Source organism: Paraburkholderia sp. RL17-383-BIF-A, from assembly GCF_046028015.1.
Lineage (GTDB): Bacteria > Pseudomonadota > Gammaproteobacteria > Burkholderiales > Burkholderiaceae > Paraburkholderia.
Genome location: NZ_JARESR010000011.1, coordinates 127834 through 147511 on the forward strand (window position 1 = coordinate 127834; position 19678 = coordinate 147511).

The window sequence follows — 19678 nt, forward strand, 5'->3', positions numbered from 1 at the left end:
GGGCTCGATGCCGGCTGCGCGTGCCATTGCGGGTCGATTCGGGTGAGAATGAAACACCATCAAACCGTTGGAGAAACCGTGCTCGCCGTCTGCCCGTATCCCGCTGACAGCAACATCGTTATATTCGACGAAGCAGTTCGCGCGGCCGCGCGAGGAAGGTGACGTTCGATGTTCACCGAGTACATCGTCAAATGGGACTTAAAGCAGGACGGCGAGCCGATTCGCACGCACAGCAGCCGGCTTCTCCCCGTGCGCCACCACGGCGTACCGGCAATGCTGAAAGTCGCCCAGGAGCCGGAAGAGAAATTCGGCGCGCGGTTAATGGTGTGGTGGGACGGCGAAGGCGCGGCACGCGTACTCGCCCACGATGCGGACGCACTACTGCTCGAGCGCGCGCAAAGCAGCCACGCGCTGGCGGACATGGCGCGCACCGGCAACAGCGACGCGGACGACCGCGCGATCGACATTCTCTGCACGACCGCCGCGCGGCTTCACAGGCCGCGGAACAAGCCGCTGCCCGATCTGATCGGTTTGCCACGCTGGTTCGAAAGCCTGTGGCCTGCTGCGCAAAACCACGGCAGCTGGTTGCAGGACAGCGCGGCCGTCGCCCGAGCGCTGCTCGCGGCTCCGCACAATTCGGTGGTGTTGCATGGCGACATCCATCACGGGAACGTGCTCGATTTCGGCCCACGCGGCTGGCTGGGTATAGACCCCAAAGGTCTCTACGGCGAGCGCGGTTTCGACTACGCGAACATTTTCTGCAATCCGGACGAAGCGTCGGCGTTGCGACCTGGATGGTTCGAGCGTCGCGTCGAACGGGTCGCGCGACTGGCGGGCCTCGAGCGGCGCCGCTTGCTGGAATGGATACTGGCGTGGTCCGGCTTGTCCGCGGCGTGGATTCTCGAAACGGGCGAGACACCGGACATCGATAAGGAGATCGGCAAACTGGCTGCCGAAGCGCTCGAACGCGCGTAAGGCGAATCAGGGCGGCAACTCACGAGCCGCCGCCCCGGCGTCAGTCAGTGGGGCGCTTTGCCGTTGGGCACGGCGTCCAGTGGTTTGTGCTGTTCTTCACCGAGTCCGGGGAAGAACGCGTTCCATGCGGCGCGCACGCCTTGGGCCGCGGTGGCCTCGGCGGCGATCGACTCGGCTTCGCCATCGGCGGCTTTCGATGGATCAGCGGATAGCCCGCGCCAATGCGTAAACACGAGCAGCGGTTTCTCGGTCCATACGCCGTCGCCGTACTTCGCGAAAGCCGTGTCCCCGCTCGTCAATTGCACCTCGTACCAGCCTTCACGGACGGGCGTGTGGGCCGCAAGCTCAAACCACGCGGTCGGTTCGATTTCCTTCATGTCGTCTCCGGTCGGATAAATCGTCATAGATAACCACAGCAAAGGCATTCTTCATGCCCGGGCCGACAGCGGCCCGGCCAGCCCACGCCGTGAAGGCAATCCGCCTTGCAGGCATTGCCTGTCACACGATGTTGCAGTGCGGCGCGCGCGGCATGATTTGCGGGCGATCGGTCAATGTCATTCCGATCGAAATCGCCTCGCATAATCGACACGATAGCGCGACATGGCCCACGTGGACAAACTCAAAAAGTTACACGCGAAGCTTCGCGCTCGAGGCCTCGCTGGACCGGCGCTTCGGCTTGCCGTCCAGCTCGGCCGCCAGCCCGGCCAGCACGCCGACGGCGGACGCCAGTTGCTCCGCGGGCGTGCTGCCATAACCGATCACCAACCCGTTCGTCTCAGCGCGCGGCTGGAGCGCGAACCCCGATAGCGCGCGCGGATTGAGCCCTTTCGCAAGCGCTTGTTCAGTGAGAGTTTGATCGCTTAGGCGCGCCGGCAAGCGCAGCGTCAAATGCATGCCGCAATTGCCGCCGAGGATTTGCGCCGGCGCGAAATGCGCGGTGAGCGCGTCGCGCAACGCCTGCTGTCGCTCGCGATAGAGACGCCGCATGCGCCCCAGGTGCCGCCCGAACTCGCCGCTCTCAATGAAATGTGCGAGCGCCAGTTGCTCCAGCCGGTGCCCGCCGCGCAACATCTCCTGCAACGCGACTGCCGTGTGTGCGGCGATCGGGCGCGGCAGCACCACGAAGCCGATGCGCAGCGCGGGAAACATCGTCTTGCTGAACGAGCCCACGTACAAAACCGGCGCGTCGTCGACCAGACCTTGCATGCTGGCGATCGGCTCGCCGGTGTGGCGGAATTCACCGTCGTAATCGTCTTCGATCAGCCACGCGCCGCTTTGCCGCGCCTGAGCGATCAGTTCCAGGCGGCGCGCCACCGAGAGCACCGAACCCGTCGGATACTGGTGCGCCGGCGACGTGTAGATCAGCTTGGGCGGCCGGGTGCGCCATGCGTCGGCGGGTGCCGCCATGCCTTCCGAGTCGACCGGGATCGGCACCGTGGTCAGGTCGCCCTGATTGAAGGCCGCCTTCGCGCCGCGATAACCGGGATCCTCGACCCACGCGACATCGCCCGGATTGGTGAAGAGCCGCACGCACAGGTTCAGCGCCTCCTGCGCACCCTCGGTGATCACGACCTGCGAGCCGTCGCAACGCACCCCACGCGCCATGCGCAGGTGCGCGGCGATGGCGTCGCGCAACGCCGGCTCGCCAGCCGGCGTGCCGTAGCCGAGCGCAAGCGGCAACGCGCGCTCCATGGACCGTTCGAGCGCGCGCCGCCACGCGGTCACCGGAAACCGGTCCAGTGCGGGCGTGCCCGGCGTCAGCGGCAAGGTGTTGTCCGTGTGGGTGAGCGTGGCCGCGAACTGCCCGACGCGCGCCGCGTAGGCCACCTCCGGCGCGGCAGGGTGTGTGCGCGGCTCGCCGCGCGCAGAGGGGCTGGAGAGCGGGCTCACGCGTGTGCCTCGCTTGTCGGCGACCACGTAACCGACCGCGGCCAGATGCTCGTACGCGATCACAACGGTGTTGCGCGACACCCCCATTTCCTCCGCGAGCAGACGCGACGCCGGCAGCAGCGATCCCGCCGGCAAGCGCCCCGCGAGAATCGCCTGCTGCAAGCGCTCGATCAGCTGTTTTTGGAGCGGTTCCGGCTTCGCTCCGCTGCCACCACTCGCGGAAGCAAGCGGCCCAATGATTTCGATCATCGCTGCTGGACCTATCAAATGAGTTTCTCATGGATCTTTTTAACATACCACGTTTGCCGTATCGTTCTTCATCAACGACGATCATTCGTAACCGAACAGGAGAAGATCCATGGAACCCAGACGCAATGCGTTCGAGCAGCCGATCGGCGCCCCCGTGCCGGGCTGGAACGGCGCTCAGGCGCCCGGCCGCGAGCCGCTGGTGGGCCGCTATTGCCGGATCGAGCCGGTGGACGTGGAGCGCCATGCCGAGGACTTGTACGAGGCGTACCGCTCGGCCACCGACGGCAGCGACTGGACCTACCTGACGGTGGGTCCGTTCGAGAGTCTTGCGGCTTATCGCGAGCATCTGACGCGCGCCGCCGCATCGGCCGATCCGCTGCACCGTACGGTGATCGATCTGGCGACCGGCAAGGCGGTCGGCACGCTGGCGCTCATGCGGATCGACCGCGCCAACGGCGTGATCGAAGTCGGCCACGTCACGTATTCGCCGCGTCTGAAGCGCACGCGCATCGCCACCGAGGCGATGTTCCTGCTGATGTCCCAGGTGTTCGACAAGTTGGGCTACCGGCGCTTCGAATGGAAGTGCGATTCGCTGAACGGTCCGTCGCGCACGGCGGCATTGCGCTATGGTTTTACGTTCGAGGGCATCTTCCGCCAGGCGATCGTGTATCGCGAACGCAATCGCGATACCGCGTGGTTTTCAGTTATCGACAGCGAATGGCCCGCGCTGCGCTCCGCCTATGCGCGCTGGCTCGGCGCCGGCAACTTCGACGCGCAAGGCCAGCAAGTTGAACGGCTGGCGGATCTGATCGCAAAGCAGCGGGCGGCGGCGGGCAACGACCCGCAATGAAGCGCGTGTCGCGCCGGCCGGCACGCGGCTCTAGCGCGACACACCCGGCGGCGACGCCCGTCGCGCGCCGGTTCAGACTTCGTGTGAGCCGCGACGCAGCACGATGGTCGGTTTGCCTTTGTACGTGGTGCGAAGTTGCTCGCGATAACCGCACTTGTGAGCAACGCGCAGCGACGGCAGATTCTCCGGCGCGACGATGCAGGCCGTTTCGCCGCCGGGCCACTGCTGATCGGCCCACTCCAGAGCGGCAAGCACGGCTTCCGTTGCGTAGCCGTGGCCGTGTACGGCCGGATCCAACGCCCAGCCGACTTCAGGCGTGCCGATCAATGACGGCTCGATCTCACGATGGTAGTCGGCAAAGCCGACTTCGCCGAGAAACCGGCCGCTCTGCTTGTCCCGCACGACCCAATAGCCGTAGCCGAGCATCGCCCAGTGTCCGGCGTAGCGCAGCAGACGCGCCCAGACCTCTTCGCGCGTGAACGGTTTGCCGCCGATGTAGCGAATCACTTCGGGATCGGACCACATCGCAAAGCTATCGAGAAAATCGTCGCGCGTGTGCGGGCGTAGGGATAGGCGGGAGGTAGTGAGAAGCGTCGGACGGGTAGACATTGCGTAAGAGCGGATCGTGGTTGAAGTGGCTCGGCAGGCAGTGCGCTCGATCATCGCAGATTTTTCCGCGCGAGGGGCGTGGCCAAAATCCGGACTGAGCGCGCCGCAAGCTATGGCAGGAGAAGAGACTTCGCCATACACTCCCCGATACGTCCGCGCACACGAGTCGACGCGATAAACACATCGACAACAGCATGCGCTGCGTCGCCTCGCTCACCACCGGTCTATCGATGAAACACCGCCTGCGCTACCTCACCGCGCTGATCGTGAACGTCGCCTTGCCCTGGCTCGCCTACCGGCTCGCCCTCCCGCACTGGGGCCACCTCGGCGCGCTAGCCGCCTCGGCGTTGCCGCTGCTCGCGTGGATGAGCCTGGACCTGCTGCGCTATCGCCATTTCGACGCGCTCAGTGCGATGGTGCTGGTCGGCATCGTGCTTTCCATACTGGCCACGGCCGCCGGCCTCGCCAGCAACGCCCGGCAGCGCGCGATCGAAGAACCCATGGTATCCGGCATGATTGGCGCGTCATTCCTGATATCGCTCGCGCTGCCGCGGCCGTTGGTGTTTTACCTCGGCCGCTCGACCATGTCGCGCGAGGATCATCGCAGCGTCGAGAGCTTCGAGCGGCATTGGCGCGAGCGTCCCACGCTCGTCGCCTATATCCGCTTGATGACGCTTGTGTGGGGCATCGGCATGACGGGCGAGAATCTCCTGCGCAGTCTGATTGTCTGGCAATGGGCAGACGACCCGCGCTCGGCCATCGCCTCCAACGTGCTGAGGTACGGCGTCTACGCCGGCCTGACGGCCTGGACTTTCTGGTGCCGCCGGCTCATCAAACGCGATGCGCTGCGCTATCCGGACAACGCCGTGGACCAGGCAAGCCCGCTCGCCAGTCGATAAGCGCCGCGCTCACGCCAGTTCGAGAAAGCGCGCCAGACACGGATTGCGATTGGCCGGCGACCACGCCAACACCTGTTCGATCAGCGGCGCATCGACCAGCGGCCGGAACACCACACCCGCGAGTTGCGCCTTGCGCATCGACGCCGGCACCAGCGCCACGCCCACCCCTTCGTCGACGAGGCTCAGCACTGTTTGCTGCAACTGCACTTCGAAGCGTATGTCGGGTTCGAAGCCGCCAGAGCGGCAATGCTCGACGATCGTCGCGCGCAAAGTGGGCGCCACGTCCTCGGACGCGAGCACGAACGGCTCGCCCGCCAGTTGCGCGATCTTCAGGCGCCGCGCGCGCGCTCGTGGATGACTGCGCGACAGCGCAACGCACAAAGGCTCGCTGAGAATCGTGCGTGTGGCGAGCCCCTTGTCCGGGATAGTCGGGAACATGATGGCCGCGTCGATATGGCCGGCGAGCACCTGCTCGGCGAGGTCGTTCGAGACGACTTCACGCAGGTGCAGCGCGACCTCGGGAAATGCCGCGCCAAAAGCCCGTGCATAGCCGGGCACGACGTTATACGCCGCGCACATCGTGAAGCCGATAGCGAGCTTGCCCGCATCGCCCTGCGCGGCAGCTTGCGCGTTGCTGACGGCTTGCTCCACGGCGGCGAGGATCGCCTTCGCGTCGGCGTAAAAACGCTCGCCCGCGGCGGTCAAGGTGACGCTGCGCGGACTGCGCTCCACCAGCGTGACGCCGAGGCTCGCCTCCAGCGCCGCCAGTTGCCGGCTCAACGGCGGCTGCGACAGGTTCAGACGCGCCGCCGCCCGGCCAAAATGGCGCGTTTCGGCAAGCGTCACGAAGTAGCGCAGCGGCTTGATATCGATCACGATGCTCTCGCGCGAAATGACAATGCAAAAAAGGTATTGTCGGGCACAAAAAACGGTATTGGATTGTATCAACGCTAGCCACTACGCTGGCGGATCGCCATGTCTTCCCGAGATTTTTTCGCCGATGTTAGCCACCCTCGAAATCCTGCTTCCCGTCTTCGGACTGATTTTCGCGGGTTTTGCATGTCGCCGGCGCAACGTGCTCGGGCCGAACTCGGCCTCGGAACTGAACCGCTTCGTGGTCTGGCTGGCGCTGCCGGCGTTGCTGTTCGACATCATGGCGCACGCCACCTGGCAGCAGCTCTATCAGCCGGCCTTCGTCGCTACTTTTTCGATTGCGTGCGTCAGCGTGTTCGTGCTGATTCTCGCGATACGCTTGCTGAGCGGCCGGCATCTCGCCGATGCAAGCGTCGATGCAATCGCGGCGTCGTATCCGAACACCGGTTACATTGGCTTCCCCCTGGGACTGATCGCGTTCGGCCCGGCCAGCCAGACGCCGACCACGATCGCCACGATCCTCGTCGCCTGTGTGCTGTTCGCACTTGCGATCGTGCTGATCGAGGTGGGGCTGCAGAGCGAGCGCACGCCGCATAAGCTGGCGTTGAAAGTGCTGGGCTCGCTGGCGCGCAATCCGCTGATCGTGTCGCCGATTGTGGGCGTGCTGTTCGCCAGCCTGCATGTCGCGTTGCCGGCAAGCGTCGAGACCTTCCTGAAACTATTGGGCGGCGCGGCGAGCCCGTGCGCGCTGGTGAGCCTCGGCTTGTTCCTCGCGGAAAAACGCCCATCCGAGGCCGGCACACGCGGCATTTCCTGGTTGCTGACCGGGGTCAAGCTGCTGGTGCAGCCGGCGCTGACGTGGTGGTTCGCGGCGCGCGTGTTCGGACTCTCGCCCACGCTGGTCGAGATGGCCGTCGTGCTGGCCGCGCTGCCCACCGGCACCGGCCCGTTCATGCTCGCCGAGTTCTACGAACGTGAAGCGCACATCACCTCACGGACAATCCTGCTGTCCACCGTTGGCTCCGTCGCGACCCTGTCCTTGCTGTTGATGTTGATGGGCCATCGGACCTAAGCGCAGCTGAACGCGCCGGCCGGCACGCAAACATACGTAGGCCCGCGCCTCGCGTTATGCTTCGAACACGGACCGCCTCGGTCCGCGATCCGCTTGCGCGAAGCCGACCCGAACCGCCCCGCCGTGCCGAAAGCCCGCCCACCCGAACTGCATGACGACGCCGACGCCCGTTCGCTCGCGCGGCACTATCCGCGCGGGCTGCGCATCGACCCGCACTCGCACACGTGGGCGCAGGTGCTGTACGCGGTATCGGGCGTGATGTGGGTGGAAGTCGGCCGCGAAGCACTGGTCGTGCCGCCGCAACGGGCGGTCTGGCTGCCGGCCGGCACGCTGCATTCCATCCACATGATGAGCGAAGTGGAAATGCGCAACCTCTACCTTCACGAGCGCAACGTCGGTCACCTGAGCCGGCGCAGCGACGTGTTCGAAGTGAACGGCCTGCTGCGCGAACTGATCACCTCGATCGCGGAACACGAGGGCACCGGCGCACGCGATCAAACCTATCTCGACGCCGCGTACCGTCTCGCCATGCTGGAACTCGGGCACGCGCCGCGCTCGTCGCTGCGCATCGCGCTGCCCGATGCTTCGGACCGGCGGCTCGAGGCGCTATGCCGCGCGGTGATCGACAACCCGTCGATCGCCATCAGTTTCGAGCAGCATGCGGCTTCGGTCGGAGCGAGCGTGCGGACGCTGGCGCGGCTCTTCACGCGGGAACTGGGTATCGGCTTTGCCGAATGGCGCCGCCAGGTGCAACTGGCGGTGGCCGTCTCCTGGCTCGCCGAAGGGCGGCCGGTCAGCAGCGTCGCGCGCTCGCTCGGTTTTCAGCCGAGCAGCTTCAGCGACATGTTCCGCCGCGAACTCGGCGCGCCGCCCACTGGCTTCGATCCGAGCGGCACATTGAGCGAAGCTGCTTCCGTTGTCTCACCCGAACGCAAACCCGAACCCCAACCCGAACCGGCGAACACACGTCCCGGCTGATTACTCGTCGCGCGTATCTTCTGCGCATCGTGCGCATGCAGACCCAACGCCTTGTCCGATATTCGAAAGTCTTTGTCTCAACGCCTTTGTGCCGGTCACCTAGACTACGTTCAATCTGCTGCGCGAAATAGCCCGCAATCCAGCAGCCCCCTCTTGCATGGAGCGACACACGATGAAAGCCGTCCAGTTCAAATCCTTCGGCAGCCCCGAAGTGCTCGAATACGTCGATCTGCCCACGCCGCAAGCCGATGCGGACAACGTCGTCGTGCAGGTCAAGGCGGCCTCGGTGAATCCGAGCGACGTCAAGAACGTCTCCGGACATTTCGGGCACACGGTTTTGCCCCGTACGCCAGGGCGCGACTTCAGCGGCGTGGTGGTGGACGGCCCGCAAAACTGGCTCGGCGCCGAAGTGTGGGGCACCGGCGGCGATATCGGCTTCACGCGCGACGGCACGCATGCTGAATTCATCAAGGTGCCGCTCGCGGCACTGTCGCGCAAACCCAAAACACTGAGCCACGCCGAAGCGTCCGCCATCGGCGTGAACTTCGTGGTCGCCTGGCTCGGCACGGTCGAGTACGCGCATCTGCAAGCGGGCGAAATCATCGCGGTGATCGGCGCGGGTGGCGGCGTGGGTGGCGCGGTGGTGCAGATCGCGAAGGCACACGGCGCGCGGGTGATCGCCGTGGACCGTCATCCACTCGACGCAGATACGCCGGCGGGTCGCCTGATCGACGACTACGTGCCGCTCGACGAAAACGTCACCGATCGCTTGAGAGCGCTGACCGGCGGCGCGGGCGCGGACGTGGTGTACGACACGGTCGGCGGCGTGGCCTTCGAGACCGCATTGAACCTCGTCAAGCGACGCGGCCGCGTGCTGGAAATCAGCGCGACGGGCAAGCGCCGCGTCGAGTTCGATCTGATCGACTTCTATCACAACGAGACCCAGTTGCTCGGTGTGGATAGCGCGAAGCTCGGCGTCGCCGACTCGGCGCCGTTGATGACAGCGCTGGTCGAGGGTTTCGAAACCGGCAAGCTGACCGGGCCGGTGATCGCGCAGGCCTTCCCGCTCGAACGCGCGCGCGAAGCGTACGACGCCGTCGCCAGCGGCACGCGCGGCCGGGTCGTCATCACGATGTAGTCGCCGTCGCGGCCGGCGGGCGTGGCGGCCCGTTTTCACGTGGCTTTTCACGTGGCTTTTCACGTGGCTTTTCACGTGGTTTTTCGAGTGGTCTGTCACGCGGCTTCTCACCTGGGTACAACAGTCATGAAAGCGTATTTGATCTCGCTGGCCGCCGGAGCGGTGGTCGGCCTCCTCTACAGCGTAATGGAAGTGAAGTCGCCCGCGCCGCCGACCGTCGCGCTGGTCGGACTGCTCGGCATGCTGGGCGGCGAACATGTGATTCCGTTCGTCCGCACCTGGCTTGCCGCGGGCGTTCACTGACCTGCTTCAAGCCGCCGCGCGTTGCTTGCGCTGAAGTCAGCGCATCGATCGAGTCAAGCCAACCCGGACACTTCTTCAGGCTCGCCAGGCCATCCCCTTTTCCGTCACCGTGCGTCACACGCTAAGATTGAGGCCCGACGGGCCGGTGCGCTGCCCGGATATGACAAGAAAAGCTTCGCCTCGGAGAATCAGATGCCTGAAGAATACGAAGTACATGGTCCGCACGACCATGCCGTGGAACACGCCGGCCATCACGACGCGGACCCGTTCGCAAGCCGCATGGCCGTGATCACGGCCATCCTCGCAACGATTGGTGCGCTGTGCGCCTATCAGAGCGGCAACAGCGAAAACCTCGCGCTGTATTACAAGAACGAAGCCGCGATCAAAAAGACCGAAGCGTCGAACCAGTGGAACTATTACCAGGCGAAGGGCGAGAAGCAGAACCTCGCCGAACTCGGCGCGGCGCTCTCCGCCGCGAATACCGACGCGCATGCGAAATTCCTCGCCGACGTCGATAAATACAAGCAGCAGAAAGAGCCGATTCGCGCGAAGGCCGAAGCCATAGAAAAGGAAGTCGTCGATAACGACGTGAAGAGTGAAACGCTTCTGCACGGCCATCATCGTTGGGCACAGGCCACCACGCTGATCCAGGTGGCGATCGCCCTGTGCGCCATCACGTTGCTGACCCGCAAGAAGTGGCTGCGCAATCTCTCGTTCGTGGTGGCGGGAGCGGGCGTGATCACCGGCGCCCTGGCGTTTTTCTCGGCTTGATGGATCAAGGACCGCACAGCCGCCGTGGTTGGCTGCGCGGCGCAAATGAAGGGAGTGAAGCGTGATTGATGGGTCCGCCGTTCTAGGCGTTTTTTCGGTGTATGTGGCCGGCGTGGTGATCCCCGGCCCGAACTTCGTCGCGGTCGCGCATAAGGCCGCATCGGCGACGCGAGTCGAAGCGCTCGCGATGGTCGCCGGCATCGTGCTGGTCAATCTGTTCTGGGCAAGCTGCGCGATTCTCGGCGTCGGCATTGTGTTCACGGCTTTTCCGTGGCTCGCGCTAGCAGTCAAGGTGGCCGGCGCCGGCTACCTGATCTGGTTCGGCGGACGTCTGATCGTCAATGCATCGGCGGGCAAACCGGCTCGCAGCATGCATGCGGCGAGCGGCGGTTTCCGTCAGGCATTCGCGCAAGGCTTTGCCACCAACATCGCGAATCCGAAGTCGATGGCGTTCTTCGCTGCGGTGTTCTCCTCCGCCATGCCGGCGCACGTCGGCGTCGGCACGTTTGCCGCAATGCTCGGCATGGTGTGCGTGGTGGCAAGCAGCTGGTACGGGTTCGTTGCGCTCACCTTGTCGCATGCGCGGATTGCCTGCGCCTATCGCCGCTGCAAGGCATGGATCGACCGCGTTTGCGGCGGGCTGATCGTCGCGTTGGGTGTGCGTCAATTGATACGGTAGCTTCAGCAGTCCCTAATCTCGAGACGCGTGTTAAATACTGTTTTGCACGCAGTCTCGCCTCCATCAGCGCCAGCAATAAAGAGATAAGCACGGCGCAGCTTCATGACATAAATTAAGGATGCCGTATTACTGTTCGCACCCCTACAGCGAACGTCACATCCGGCACGATCTGTCATGGAGGAATCGCTGTGAGAGAAACTATTGATCCGTCAGACGAGGTGACGACCGCCAACCTCGAAGCAAACATTCTCCTTCCCCAGCTCGGCTGCCCGGCAGGCAAGATCGGCATAGCGGTCGGCGACATGCTGGAACGCTCGAATCGCGCGGTTATCGAAACGGCATTCGATCTGCTCGATCTGCACGCAAACGAGCGCGTGCTCGAAGTTGGCCTCGGCAACGGCGGGCATATCGCCTACGTGCTCGATCAGGCCGCGAGGCTGCGTTTCACCGGTATCGATCTATCGCCTACCATGATCGCCGTCGCTCGTTGCCGCAACGCGGCTTTCGTGCGCGACGGCCAGGTCAGGCTCGAAACCGCGGACGTCGCCGCCATGCCGTTCGCCGCCGCTTCGTTCGACAAGGCAGTCACGATCAACAGTACGTACTTCTGGCCCGACGTGACCGCCGGCCTGGCGGAGATTCGCCGCGTGTTGCAAGTGGACGGCACGCTGGTGATCGCGGCCATCACGCCGGGTGCCGCGATTGAGATGCCCTTTGCCGAGTACGGCTTTACGGTGCATGACGCAACGGCGCTGGAGGCCGCCTGCGTGGCCGCGGGTTTCGATCGGATCGGCATCACCCGCTTCGTCGAACCGCTCAGCGACCCGCCGCAGCAGTATGGCCCGCGGGAGTTCTATCTGCTTAGGGCGTGCGCCGTCTGATACGGCGGCTTGCATCGGCGCTTTACGCGGCAAGACTCAATGTGCAATGCCGCGCGCACGCTCGAGCAACAATTCGCGCTCACGCGCATTGCGCGTCATACCGGCCGCACGTTCGAATTCGGCACGCGCCTCATCCACGCGGCCGAGTTTCGCCAGCAGATCGCCACGCACGCTCGGCAACCAGTGGTAGTTCGCGAGCGCGGCATCGGTGGCCAGCACATCGACGATCTCCAGTCCCGCAGCCGGGCCGAACGCCATGCCGACCGCCACCGCGCGATTCAACTCGACCACCGGCGACGGCGCCACCTGTGACAGCGCGTCATACAACGCGACGATCTGCACCCAGTCGGTATCGTCCGCGCGACGCGCACGCGCATGACACGCTGCAAGCGCCGCCTGCAGCGCGTAGGGGCCGCTCGCGCCGCCCAACGCATGCGCGCTGTCGAGCGCGGCGAGCCCGCGACGGATCAGCAGTGGATCCCAGCGGCTGCGGTCCTGATCGAGCAGCAGCACGGGGCGGCCTCGCGCATCCGTGCGTGCATGCGTGCGCGACGCCTGAATCTCCATCAGCGCGATAAGGCCATGCACTTCGCTCTCATCCGGTACGAGACCGCTCAGCACACGGCCAAGCCGCAGCGCTTCCTCGCATAGCGCAGGACGCATCCAGTCGTCGCCGGCAGTGGCCGAATAGCCTTCGTTGAAGATCAGATAGATGACTTGCAGCACCGAGGCGAGCCGCGGCGCGCGCGCGTCCGCCTGGGGCACTTCGAACGGCACCTTGGCGGCCGAGAGCGTGCGCTTGGCGCGCACGATACGCTGCGCGATGGTCGGCTCCGGCACGAGAAACGCGCGCGCGATTTCGTCCGTGGTGAGGCCGCCGAGCAGGCGCAGGGTGAGCGCGACCCGCGCGTCGGTGGACAGCACCGGATGGCACGCGGTAAACACCAGCCGCAGCAGGTCGTCGCCAATATCGTCGGCGCGGGCGGCATCGAGGGCATCGACGAAATCGGGCACGAGATGAGCCTCCAGCGCGTCGAGATCGTGACCCAGCTCCTGATGCTTGCGGGCATGCAGCGCTTCCTGCCGCAAGCGGTCGAGGGCGCGGTTCTTTGCGGTCGCCATCAGCCACGCTCCAGGATTGTCGGGCACGCCCGCGTCGGGCCAATGTTCGAGCGCGGCCACCAGGGCGTCTTGCGCCAGTTCTTCGGCGAGCCCCACGTCACGCACGATTCGCGCGACGTGGGCGATGACCTTGGCGGATTCGATCCGCCAGACTGCCTCGATGGCACGGTGGGTGGCTGCCGTCGTCACGCGTCAGCCCGCCGCCTTGGCGTTCGGGTCCATGTAGATGAGCTCCCAGATGTGGCCGTCGATATCTTCGAAGCCATGCCCATACATGAAACCATAATCCTGCGGCGCGCGCGGTATCGTGCCGCCCGCGGCGAGTGCTCGCGCGACCAGCGCATCCACCTCTTCCCGGCTTTCACAAGACAGGCCCACCAGCGCCTCCGTGCTCTCCTTCGGGTCGCACAGCGATTTGCGCGTGAACGACTTGAACAGGTCCTTGACCAGCAACATCGCGTAGATGTTTTCGCCGAGGATCAGACAGGCCGCCTGCTCGTTCGTGAATTGCGGCTCGAACCTCAAGCCGATCGCGCTGAAAAAGGCTTTCGACCGTTCGAGGTCATTCACCGCGAGATTGACGTAGATCTGCTTATGCATGTTGGAGTCCATTGATGAGGTGGCGGTCGCACGGCTCTCACCACGCACTACGCTCAGTGCGCCCGTTGCGCCGCGTCAGCAGCCCTGCGCCGCGTTCAGCGCGTTTCCGTTCCCGCCTCAGCGTTTGCCGGCTTCCAGTTCGCGGAACCGGTCCAGCTCGGGGCCGGGCTCGAAGTCGTCGAGTTCGAATAACTGACGCACTTCGATTTCGCCGTCGGCTTGCTCGCCGAACGGCGCCGGAAAGCGCCGCGCCCATTCCATGGCCTCTTCACGCGAACGCACCTGGATCAGCGTGTAGCCGGCAAGCAGTTCCTTGGTTTCCGCAAACGGGCCGTCGACCACCGAACGCTTGCCGCCGCTGTAGCGTATGCGCCAGCCTTTAGAACTCGGTTGCAGACCGGTGGCGTCGAGCAGCACGCCGGCTTTCGCCAGTTCTTCGTGGTACGCGCCCATTGCGGCCATGAGGGACGCTTCCGGCATCTCGCCGGCTTCGCTCGCGGCCGTCGCTTTTACAAGGATCATGAATCGCATCGCCGTTACTCCAATTCGTTGTAAGAGGGAAAGCCACACAAACTGAGAGGCTTCTTACTCACACGACGAGCAACGCGCGGCCTGATCGACACGCCTGCCGACCCACCAGGGAAAACCCCGAGACAACGCTGTCGATGCGCGTATCGCCTAGGCGAAACAAGGTCCGAGCTTGCGGACTTCGACGGTGCACCACGTGGCCGCCGGGCAGGCTTGGGCGATAGCCACGGCTTCTTCACGGGTATCGCAGTTGAGGAGGAAGAACCCGCCGATCATCTCTTTGGCTTCGGCGAACGGGCCGTCGAGCAGTTTCGGCTGGCCGTCGCGGACCTGTACGCGGACCGCGTCGCTTGCGGACGTGAGCGACTCGACCGCGACCAGTTTGCCGCGCTCTTTCAGATCGGCGGCGAAACGGACCATCTGGTCGTAGACTTCGCGGCCCGCAGCTTCACCGCGTTCAATGCGTTGATTCGGGGGTTCGACGATGAGCAGCATATAGGACATGGCGTCTCCGATTGATCGCGTCGCAAACGTGAACGCCCTGGAAGCGTAAGAGGGAGAAATCGCGCTCACGGCCGGTTGGCGAGAGGCAGTCTAACAAGCGCGGATGACTCCAGCAAACCAGATGCGGCGCCGGCATGGCGGCCGAATGGGCGCCTTACGGAGACTCGTAATATCCGCACGTCGATGCAAGGTGTGAAAAAAACGCCCCATGGGGGCGTTTCATTTGCGCGAACTAGAAAGGAAAGAGCCTAACCAGGCCGCCCTGCTCCTCAGGCAGCAGCTTCTGCAATTGCCTGCACCTGCGCGGACCTCATCAGTCCTTCAATCATTTTCGCTTCCGCGCTCGCAATCTCGCTCAACGATGCCACGGACAGTTGCGCGTCGAGAATCTCCAGCGCCGTGCACAAGCGGGCGTATTCGCCGTCTTCCAAAGCCCATGCGCCTTCGCCGAGTTCACGCGCGTCGAGTTGAACCATCGCGGCATGTGCGCTTTCAATGTCGGCAATCGCGTCCTCGCCGAGACCGAGCCGCGCAAGCTCTTGCGACACCAGTAAATGCCGGCTCAAGGTCATGTGCAGATTCCGCGAGCCGTGGCCGTGGCGGAATGCATCGAGGGCGGTGTAGCACTGCAGAAGCATCGCCGCGGTGACCGGCTCATGAGCGGTGCGGCTATAGGTCAGCGCACGCAACAGCGGGGACATGGCCGGCTGGTTGTGCTTGCGGACTCGCGATTTACTGGACATATCGGTTCAACCTCCTTCTCTAACTCTCGGCTTCGCCACCGGATTCTTGCGTTCAACGGTGGCAATCGCCGCCGATACGCCGGCGGCTCGACAGGCCCGAAGCGAGTCTGTGTGGCCATCATGGCAAGCAACTATTAAGACAGACTTAAACGACCTCAAGTCCTGTTTAGATGCAGCGTGCCTCACAGCGCGCAGCCGGCCGCTTGTCCGGTGCCGCCACAAAAAACGCAGTGCAACGCCGGCATATCGGTTCGAACCCGCCGATTGCAAGCCTTGCCGCGCAACGAGACGAAAAAAAACCCTGTTCCCGCGAAGGAACAGGGTCGGACAGGATGGAACAGTCGTACTCGCGCGTGGATGCTTGCCGACCTTCACCACCACAAACTAACAGAGTTGCTACTTGAACTACATCTGCGAAAAGCTGTTGTTTCTTGAACTACTGCTGCATCACAGCCGGGTCCTTCGCCTTCAACATCGCCTGACTGCAACCCCCTGCTGATTCACGCGCTAATTCATGGATCGCGCGCCGTTTGCATTGCTTCTCTTACCTACTGCTTTACTGCCCTGCCGCGTACCACAACCGCGGCAAACTGCCATCAACGGTACGGTTCAAAACAACGCGGGGGAAGACCGCGTCGATGGGCTCGGTGATTTGTCGCGCCATGGAAAACAGTGTATGCCGGCACTTGCGAATGCAATTGCGCGAAGCGAGGGGAATTGGCAGGCCAGTTTGGCGAATCGGCGTAACAGGCCGATTTCCTCAGACATGAGCGACGGCGCCTTCGCCGTCGCTCACTCATTTTTGAGTGGGTGCGATTAACCGACGCGACACCGCGTGGACGACACGCGCGTTCGCATCGGGCAGGGTCATCAACCCCGAGCGACGAAGTCGCTGATCGTCAGCAGCACTTTTTCGCCCGGACGCGCCAGCATCTTTCTCTCCGCCACGGCGGTGATGCGTTTGCGCCCGTCCGCGAAAGTCTTCAATACGCGCTCCTCGCCGGCGTCGCGTTGCAGCCAGAAATGCTGCTCCAAGGCCTCACGCGTGACGGCGCACTCAAGGTCCCGTCCTCGCGTCGAAAGCTGGAAAATCACCGCGCGTCCGTCTGCCGAGACGCTTGGCTCAAGCTCGATAATCTCCATAGCCCACCTCGCAAAGTTCGTTAAGCCGCTCGCCGAGTTGAACGAACGACACCGAAAGAAACTGAATACACACGCAAAGCCACGCGCTGAGTTTTTCGGCTGATCAAATGCACCCTATCGCGCCACGGCCGCGCTCGTTGTGAGCTGAGCCATTGTCCCGTGAACCGGCGCGTGCGTCGACAGCGTCAACGGCATATGCGACGGTCGGCGCGCTGAACCGCTCAACCAGCGCGGACGTTTCGCGCAGAACTCATGCAGCAGTGCATTCAACCCTTCCGTCATGGCTTGCGCGCTACGGCGCGCGCCGCGCGATGCGGACGAAATCGCAAACCAGGAATGCGGCGGCCGAAGCTCGTGGCAAATGCCGCGCGCATCGACAAAGCGCAGACAACCGGTGTCGGGATAAAAGACGAGCGTCATCGCGTCGCCGTCGACCCCGTGCGTGACCATGTGTGGTTTCGTATTCAGCATTTTCGTTGTTATGCCAGGTTGGCGTTTTTTTGTTGACGGTGCGGCTTCGAGGCCGCCCGCGCCAGCAATTTGCGCACGAGGCAAAAGCAAAGCGCATGCCAACGAGGGCACAACGCATCGCGTGAACCGTGGCGACTGCAACGCGACCTGACGACACCGTGCCTCTGGCGCGCCGCAAATGCCGATCACGCCTGAGGCGAGCCACGCGACAGCATGCGATTGCGCGGCGGCGCGGACCGCCAACTGGCGGCATTGGCGCGACTGGCGCACGGCAAAATCGAGAGGCACACACATACCGCGTGGTAAAAAAGCGCTGCTGGCGCGACAATTCACGACCATTATTACTAGCCGCCGGCACACCGGCAACGTGACCAACATGCCCGCTCAAGAACCCGGCTTCACCCTGCGCCCGGCGCTGGACTCGGACATACCCTTCCTGTTCGAACTGCGCAAGGCGACCATGACTGAGCACCTCGCGCGCGTTGGCGAACCGTCGGACGATACCGAGCATCGCGCGCGTCTGCTGCATCGTTATGACACGGCGCGCGTAATTTGCATCGACGGCGAACCGGCCGGTTTGCTCAAGGCGCATCGCACCGGCGCCGAATGGGTCGTCGTGCAATTGCAGATCACGCCGGCACTTCAGGGGCGCGGCATCGGCGAACGCGCGCTGCATTGGGTGTTGCGCGCCGCGCAGGCCGACGCATTGCCGGTCACCCTCAAGGTGCTCAAAGGCAATCCCGCGATGCGGCTCTACGAGCGGCTCGGCTTCGAGATCGTCGGCAAAGATGGGAGACAGTTTTACATGAGGCGCGCGCCGCGCGCGTCGGCGGAAATTGAAGCAGAATGAATGTCGGATAAAGACTGATACGTAACGGACCTGCCATGACCTTTCGCGACACTTCCGCCATCGCTAGCTGGCACGCCCATGTGTATTTCGATGCGAGCACCCGCGACGCCGCGTGGACCTTCCGCGAGCAGATCGAAGCGCACTGGAGCGGCAAGCTGCAAATGGGCCGCTTTCACGAGCGCCCGGTCGGACCGCATCCCATGTGGTCGTATCAGCTTGCATTTACGCAGGACCAGTTCGCCGACCTGGTCGGCTGGCTCACGCTGAATCACGGCTCGCTGGATATCTTCCTGCACCCCAACACCGGCGACGCACTGCGCGATCACCGCGACGCGGCCGTATGGATCGGCCATTCGCACGAACTGGTGCTGAGCGCGCTGGGCTAACGGCTTCGAACGCGGCGCGCAGCGAATCGAACCGCGCGCCGCCGCTTGCGGTTCACATATTCGAATACGAACTGCACCAGCCGCGCGCGGCGACCTGTTTGTCGCCGAACAGCGTGCAGCCGCCGTATGCATCGGTGGCTTTACCCTGGAACAGCGAGCAATTGCCGCAATTCTGTCCGGCGGCGTAGCCGGGGAATTTCGCCTTGTCGACCTTGGAGGCGTCCTCCTTATAGCCGACGGCTTGCGCCTTCGGATCGGCTTCGCTGAGCGTATTCGCGGTCTCGGCGAAAGCGGTACGGGCGAGTGCGAGCGCTGAGCCCGCGCTCACGCCGAGCAGCAGAAAATGGCGGCGCGATGTTTTCATATGGGTCCGATGGAAAGTGGGAGGCGTGCCTCGATCGCGATCAAGTGCAATCAAGTGGGATCAAGCGCCGTCAATCGAGAAATCGCGTGAACCGCTCAACCGGTTCACGCTCGGTGCGCAACGTGTTGACCAGCGCGCTTTCGTCAGCAAAGCCGAGGGACATGCCGCACACCAGTTGTTCTTCGGGCGGCAGGCCGAGGTGTGCCGCAATCACGCGATGAAACGGCGTAAACGCAGCCTGTGGACAGGTATCGAGACCACGTCCGCGCGCGGCCGTCATGATCGCCTGCAGGAACATGCCGTAGTCGAGCCAGCTGCCGCGCTCCAATACCCGGTCGATGGTGAAGAACAAGCCCACCGGTGCGCCGAAGAAGCGGTAGTTCTGCGCATGCTGCTCATGCATGCGCGCCTTGTCGCCCTTCCCGATACCGAGCAGGCCATACAGATCCCAGCCGATTTTGCGGCGCCGGTCGATGTACGGTGACACCCATTGATGCGGGTAGTACGGATACTCTTCCTGGTACAGCGCGTCGCGCTGCGGGTCGTCGTGGGCGGCGAGCAAGGCCCGCGAGAGGCGCGCGAGCGACTCGCCCGTCACCACATAGACTTTCCACGGTTGCGTATTGGTGCCCGACGGCGCGCGGCTGGCGGCTTCGAGAATGGCTTCGATCTCGCCGCGTGGCACCGGTGTAGGCAGAAAGGCGCGAATGGAACGCCGCGTGATGAGCGCGGTGTCGACGGCGTTATCGGATGTGGTCATCGGCGAATTCCGGCAGAGCCAACGGTTGTGGCGGTCTGCG

Annotated in this window: 25 protein-coding genes; 12 read left to right on the top strand and 13 right to left on the bottom strand. The window is 64.0% G+C overall.

All coding sequences use genetic code 11. The features are described 5' to 3' along the window. Nucleotides 1–168: 168 nt before the first annotated feature. Nucleotides 169–975 (top strand): aminoglycoside phosphotransferase family protein, encoded by an 807-nt coding sequence (locus tag P0D71_RS15480; protein ID WP_408480853.1) that lies wholly within the window; start codon nucleotides 169–171, stop codon nucleotides 973–975. 44 nt (nucleotides 976–1019) lie between these two features. On the opposite strand, the gene P0D71_RS15485 is transcribed toward P0D71_RS15480, so the two are convergent. Then, nucleotides 1020–1352, bottom strand: a complete 333-nt coding sequence (locus P0D71_RS15485; protein ID WP_091809052.1) for a hypothetical protein — start codon at nucleotides 1350–1352, stop codon at nucleotides 1020–1022. Nucleotides 1353–1602: 250 nt separating this feature from the next. Continuing rightward, complete coding sequence (pdxR, locus tag P0D71_RS15490; protein WP_408480855.1) at nucleotides 1603–3114, bottom strand: MocR-like pyridoxine biosynthesis transcription factor PdxR; 1512 nt, start codon at nucleotides 3112–3114, stop codon at nucleotides 1603–1605. 109 nt (nucleotides 3115–3223) lie between these two features. Between pdxR and P0D71_RS15495 the strand changes: the two genes are divergently transcribed. Next, nucleotides 3224–3964 carry a GNAT family N-acetyltransferase gene (locus P0D71_RS15495; RefSeq protein ID WP_408480856.1) on the top strand — a complete coding sequence of 247 codons (741 nt, stop codon included), beginning with the start codon at nucleotides 3224–3226 and terminating at the stop codon, nucleotides 3962–3964. Nucleotides 3965–4036: 72 nt separating this feature from the next. Here P0D71_RS15495 and P0D71_RS15500 read toward each other — a convergent pair whose 3' ends face one another. After that, entirely contained in the window at nucleotides 4037–4573 is a 537-nt protein-coding gene (locus P0D71_RS15500; RefSeq protein WP_091805639.1) for a GNAT family N-acetyltransferase, read from the bottom strand. 230 nt (nucleotides 4574–4803) lie between these two features. Here P0D71_RS15500 and P0D71_RS15505 point away from each other — a divergent pair, with 230 nt between their 5' ends. Further along, nucleotides 4804–5472, top strand: coding sequence for a VC0807 family protein (locus P0D71_RS15505; RefSeq protein ID WP_408480924.1), 669 nt, complete (start codon nucleotides 4804–4806; stop codon nucleotides 5470–5472). A 9-nt stretch (nucleotides 5473–5481) separates the two neighbouring features. Here P0D71_RS15505 and P0D71_RS15510 read toward each other — a convergent pair whose 3' ends face one another. Continuing rightward, nucleotides 5482–6348 (bottom strand): LysR family transcriptional regulator, encoded by an 867-nt coding sequence (locus P0D71_RS15510; protein ID WP_408480858.1) that lies wholly within the window; start codon nucleotides 6346–6348, stop codon nucleotides 5482–5484. A 124-nt stretch (nucleotides 6349–6472) separates the two neighbouring features. Here P0D71_RS15510 and P0D71_RS15515 point away from each other — a divergent pair, with 124 nt between their 5' ends. The 7 genes from P0D71_RS15515 to P0D71_RS15545 all read left to right on the top strand — a co-directional run bounded on the left by P0D71_RS15515 (nucleotide 6473) and on the right by P0D71_RS15545 (nucleotide 12167). Then, the gene (locus P0D71_RS15515) at nucleotides 6473–7417 is read left to right on the top strand and encodes an AEC family transporter (protein WP_091805633.1); all 945 of its coding nucleotides are present in this window, start codon (nucleotides 6473–6475) and stop codon (nucleotides 7415–7417) included. A gap of 123 nt (nucleotides 7418–7540) precedes the next feature. Next, on the top strand, nucleotides 7541–8395 hold the full coding sequence (locus tag P0D71_RS15520) for an AraC family transcriptional regulator (protein ID WP_408294909.1): 855 nt from the start codon (nucleotides 7541–7543) through the stop codon (nucleotides 8393–8395). 172 nt (nucleotides 8396–8567) lie between these two features. Continuing rightward, a complete protein-coding gene (locus P0D71_RS15525) occupies nucleotides 8568–9533 on the top strand; it encodes a quinone oxidoreductase family protein (protein WP_408480859.1) in 966 nt (321 codons plus the stop codon). Between the two features lie 126 nt (nucleotides 9534–9659). Continuing rightward, complete coding sequence (locus P0D71_RS15530) at nucleotides 9660–9836, top strand: DUF1427 family protein (RefSeq protein ID WP_408185880.1); 177 nt, start codon at nucleotides 9660–9662, stop codon at nucleotides 9834–9836. A 192-nt stretch (nucleotides 9837–10028) separates the two neighbouring features. Beyond that, a complete protein-coding gene (locus tag P0D71_RS15535) occupies nucleotides 10029–10607 on the top strand; it encodes a DUF4337 domain-containing protein (protein WP_091805624.1) in 579 nt (192 codons plus the stop codon). A gap of 61 nt (nucleotides 10608–10668) precedes the next feature. After that, nucleotides 10669–11286, top strand: a complete 618-nt coding sequence (locus P0D71_RS15540; RefSeq protein ID WP_408480861.1) for a LysE family translocator — start codon at nucleotides 10669–10671, stop codon at nucleotides 11284–11286. A gap of 188 nt (nucleotides 11287–11474) precedes the next feature. Then, nucleotides 11475–12167, top strand: coding sequence for a class I SAM-dependent methyltransferase (locus P0D71_RS15545; RefSeq protein ID WP_408480863.1), 693 nt, complete (start codon nucleotides 11475–11477; stop codon nucleotides 12165–12167). Between the two features lie 36 nt (nucleotides 12168–12203). On the opposite strand, the gene P0D71_RS15550 is transcribed toward P0D71_RS15545, so the two are convergent. The 7 genes from P0D71_RS15550 to P0D71_RS15580 form a co-directional block, all read right to left on the bottom strand. After that, the gene (locus P0D71_RS15550; protein WP_408480865.1) at nucleotides 12204–13478 is read right to left on the bottom strand and encodes an RNA polymerase sigma factor; all 1275 of its coding nucleotides are present in this window, start codon (nucleotides 13476–13478) and stop codon (nucleotides 12204–12206) included. Between the two features lie 3 nt (nucleotides 13479–13481). Continuing rightward, entirely contained in the window at nucleotides 13482–13889 is a 408-nt protein-coding gene (locus P0D71_RS15555) for a VOC family protein (RefSeq protein ID WP_408480867.1), read from the bottom strand. 117 nt (nucleotides 13890–14006) lie between these two features. Beyond that, the gene (locus P0D71_RS15560; protein WP_091805609.1) at nucleotides 14007–14420 is read right to left on the bottom strand and encodes a YciI family protein; all 414 of its coding nucleotides are present in this window, start codon (nucleotides 14418–14420) and stop codon (nucleotides 14007–14009) included. Nucleotides 14421–14567: 147 nt separating this feature from the next. Then, the gene (locus P0D71_RS15565) at nucleotides 14568–14921 is read right to left on the bottom strand and encodes a YciI family protein (protein WP_408185874.1); all 354 of its coding nucleotides are present in this window, start codon (nucleotides 14919–14921) and stop codon (nucleotides 14568–14570) included. Between the two features lie 269 nt (nucleotides 14922–15190). Next, nucleotides 15191–15664, bottom strand: coding sequence for a hypothetical protein (locus P0D71_RS15570; protein WP_091805603.1), 474 nt, complete (start codon nucleotides 15662–15664; stop codon nucleotides 15191–15193). A gap of 870 nt (nucleotides 15665–16534) precedes the next feature. After that, a complete protein-coding gene (locus P0D71_RS15575; protein ID WP_091805600.1) occupies nucleotides 16535–16807 on the bottom strand; it encodes a DUF1488 family protein in 273 nt (90 codons plus the stop codon). A 114-nt stretch (nucleotides 16808–16921) separates the two neighbouring features. After that, nucleotides 16922–17257 (bottom strand): hypothetical protein, encoded by a 336-nt coding sequence (locus P0D71_RS15580; RefSeq protein ID WP_408480869.1) that lies wholly within the window; start codon nucleotides 17255–17257, stop codon nucleotides 16922–16924. A gap of 397 nt (nucleotides 17258–17654) precedes the next feature. Here P0D71_RS15580 and P0D71_RS15585 point away from each other — a divergent pair, with 397 nt between their 5' ends. Together P0D71_RS15585 and P0D71_RS15590 are read left to right on the top strand one after the other, a co-directional pair. Next, complete coding sequence (locus P0D71_RS15585) at nucleotides 17655–18128, top strand: GNAT family N-acetyltransferase (RefSeq protein ID WP_408294880.1); 474 nt, start codon at nucleotides 17655–17657, stop codon at nucleotides 18126–18128. 35 nt (nucleotides 18129–18163) lie between these two features. Next, nucleotides 18164–18514 (top strand): DOPA 4,5-dioxygenase family protein, encoded by a 351-nt coding sequence (locus P0D71_RS15590; protein ID WP_091805594.1) that lies wholly within the window; start codon nucleotides 18164–18166, stop codon nucleotides 18512–18514. 52 nt (nucleotides 18515–18566) lie between these two features. On the opposite strand, the gene P0D71_RS15595 is transcribed toward P0D71_RS15590, so the two are convergent. Next, on the bottom strand, nucleotides 18567–18878 hold the full coding sequence (locus P0D71_RS15595) for a high-potential iron-sulfur protein (protein WP_408480871.1): 312 nt from the start codon (nucleotides 18876–18878) through the stop codon (nucleotides 18567–18569). Between the two features lie 70 nt (nucleotides 18879–18948). Then, nucleotides 18949–19638, bottom strand: coding sequence for a nitroreductase (locus P0D71_RS15600; protein WP_408294876.1), 690 nt, complete (start codon nucleotides 19636–19638; stop codon nucleotides 18949–18951). Nucleotides 19639–19678 lie beyond the last annotated feature (40 nt).